Source organism: Kitasatospora sp. NPDC007106, from assembly GCF_040634455.1.
Lineage (GTDB): Bacteria > Actinomycetota > Actinomycetes > Streptomycetales > Streptomycetaceae > Kitasatospora > Kitasatospora arboriphila.
Map to the genome: position 1 here is coordinate 1 of NZ_JBEYFP010000865.1, position 2,385 is coordinate 2,385.

A 2,385-nucleotide genomic window follows, 5' to 3' on the forward strand; every position below is an offset into this window, starting at 1 on the left:
CTTCGCCGTCCCGCGCGGCTGACCGCGCGTCGCGTCGCGGCCCGGGTCAGCCGGGTGCCCGGAGCGCGGGGTCGAGCACCCCGGTCGGGTCCCAGCCGACGGTCTCGTCGGCGGCGGCGAGGAAGTCCCGCTCGACGGGCCGCGGCGGTCGCGTACCGTGCGGGGGTGCGCATCCTCGGGTTGGTCTTCGCGGGCACCTCGACCGGTCACCGTGCGGCGACGGCGCGGTTCCTGCGGGAGACGCCGGGCCTGGCCCCGGCCGCGGTCGACGGGGTGGAGGCGGAGCTGTTCCGGCTGCCGGACGGCTCGGCCTTCGCGGTGGCCTCGCCGGGCGGGACGGGCGACACCGACCGGTCGGTGGGCTTCCTGGTCGACGACCTGGCCGGGGCGCTCGCCGAGCTGCGGGCCGCGGGCGTGCCGGTCGGCGCGGTCTCGGAGAACGCGTTGGAGCGGTACGCGCACTTTCGGGCGCCGAACGGGCACCTGTACGAGCTCGTGGAGCGCCGGGCCGCGGGCCGACCGCCGGTCAGCGCGGCCGCAGGGCCCCTCCCATCCTGGCCAGTGCCTCCCGCAGGACGGCCGGCGGGGTCGCGAAGTTCAGCCGGACGCAGCCCTCGCCGCCGGTGCCGAACACGTGGCCGGAGCTGAGGGCGACCCGGGCCTCGTCGAGGAACATCCGGGCCGGGCCGGCCAGGTCGCCGACCACGCCGGGACTTCCGGCGGGGGTGTCGTCGTGCAGGCCGAGGTGGGTGAGGTCCAGCCAGGCGAGGTAGGTGCCCTCGGGCCGGCGGTACCGCACGCCGGGGAGGTGGTCGGCGACGAGCTGCCCGAGCAGGGTGCGGTTGGCGTCGAGTCCGGTGAGCAGGTCGTCGAGCCAGTGCGTGCCGTCGCGGAACGCCGCGGTGTGGGCGATCGCCCCGAGGTGGCTCGGGCCGTGGCCGACCTCCTCGGGCATCCGGCGCAGGTCGTCGGCGGCCTCGGGGCCCGCCACGGCCAGGGCGCACTTGAGGCCGGCCAGGTTCCAGGCCTTGGAGGCGGAGGTCAGGGCGAAGGCGTTCTCGGCGCCGGGCACGCTCAGGTAGGGGGTGAAGTGGGCCCCGGGCAGCACCAGCGGTGCGTGGATCTCGTCGGAGACCACCCGGACGCCGTGGTCGCGGGCGAGTGCGGCGACCGTCTCCAGTTCGGCGCGGGTGTGCACGGTGCCGGTGGGGTTGTGCGGGTTGCTCATCAGGAAGGCGGCGCGCCGGCCGCCGCTGCGGGCCCGGTGGAAGGCCTCGTCCAGGGCGGCGGGGTCGAGGCGCAGGTCGGGGCCGAGCGGTGCCTCGACGATGCGGCGGCCGTCGTGGCCGACGAAGGCGTAGAACGGCGGGTAGACCGGCGGGCAGAGGACGACCGCGTCGCCGGGCAGGGTGACCAGGCGGAGCGTTTCGACGATGCCCAGCATGACGTCGGGGACGAGGGCGGTGTGCTCGATCCGCAGGCCGTCCCACTTCCAGCGTTCGGCGGCGAAGGCCGCGAGTGCCTCGGCGTAGCCGGTGCCGTACGGGTAGCCGGTGTCACCGAGGTCGACGGCGCGGTGCAGGGCCTCGGCGACGGCGGGGGCGAGCGGGACGTCCATCTCGGCGACCCAGAGCGGCAGCACGTCCTCGGGGTGGGCGCGCCACTTCATGCTGGTGCGCCGGCGGAGGTCGTCCAGGGAGAGCCGGACGAGCGGGTCCGTCCGCTCGCCGTCGGCGCGCTCGGCGGCTGTCTGCTCGGTGGGTCCGGTCACGCGGTGCTCTCCTGCCGAGGGGGTGGCGGCGGTCGTGGCTGCGGCCGGGTCGGCCGCCCGCTGTGATGCCTTCCCCGCGGCACGGCGGGAGAACCTGCGGTGCGGGCGGCGGTCAGTGCGTGGGCGGCCCGTCCGGGAGGGGGTCGTCGCCCCACTCCCAGTACAGGCCGTAGACGCCGGGGTCGGTGGCGGGCAGGACGGCGCAGGCCTGGCCGGTCGGCGAGATGCGCAGTTCCTCCGGTCCCTGCGGCGGGGCGTCGCGGCAGGGGCGCCAGGCGAGCCGGCAGCCGCCGGGGAGCATCCGGCCGTCGAAGCGGGCGCGGCACCAGGTGCTTGCCGGGGAAGCGGACCATCCGCTCGTACTGGGTGGCGGGCCCGGCCTGCGGGTAGGCGTAGCTGTACTCGACGACCGCGGACCGGCCGGGCTGGAACGGCAGGTCGAAGAGGAGTTCGGAGACGGCGAGGCCGTGCTCGGGGTCGTAGCGGCGGCGGTCGTGACGGTTGCGGGGAGTGCACCGGTGCGCGGGGCGGTGTTCCGGGCGGATGCGGGTGGCGAGGAGGTCCCACCGCCGCCGGTCCGGGGGCTGCGGTGGGCGGCGGTGGGACGTCCGGGG

The 2,385-nt window shown here is 76.8% G+C and carries 3 protein-coding genes; all 3 read right to left on the reverse strand.

Translation table 11 applies throughout. The features are described 5' to 3' along the window. Positions 1-206 precede the first annotated feature (206 nt). Complete coding sequence (locus ABZ641_RS33370; protein ID WP_359987975.1) at positions 207-347, reverse strand: hypothetical protein; 141 nt, start codon at positions 345-347, stop codon at positions 207-209. A 179-nt stretch (positions 348-526) separates the two neighbouring features. Next, positions 527-1,771 (reverse strand): MalY/PatB family protein, encoded by a 1,245-nt coding sequence (locus ABZ641_RS33375; RefSeq protein ID WP_344627341.1) that lies wholly within the window; start codon positions 1,769-1,771, stop codon positions 527-529. Between the two features lie 112 nt (positions 1,772-1,883). Beyond that, a complete protein-coding gene (locus ABZ641_RS33380) occupies positions 1,884-2,072 on the reverse strand; it encodes a hypothetical protein (protein WP_359987979.1) in 189 nt (62 codons plus the stop codon). Positions 2,073-2,385: the final 313 nt, after the last annotated feature.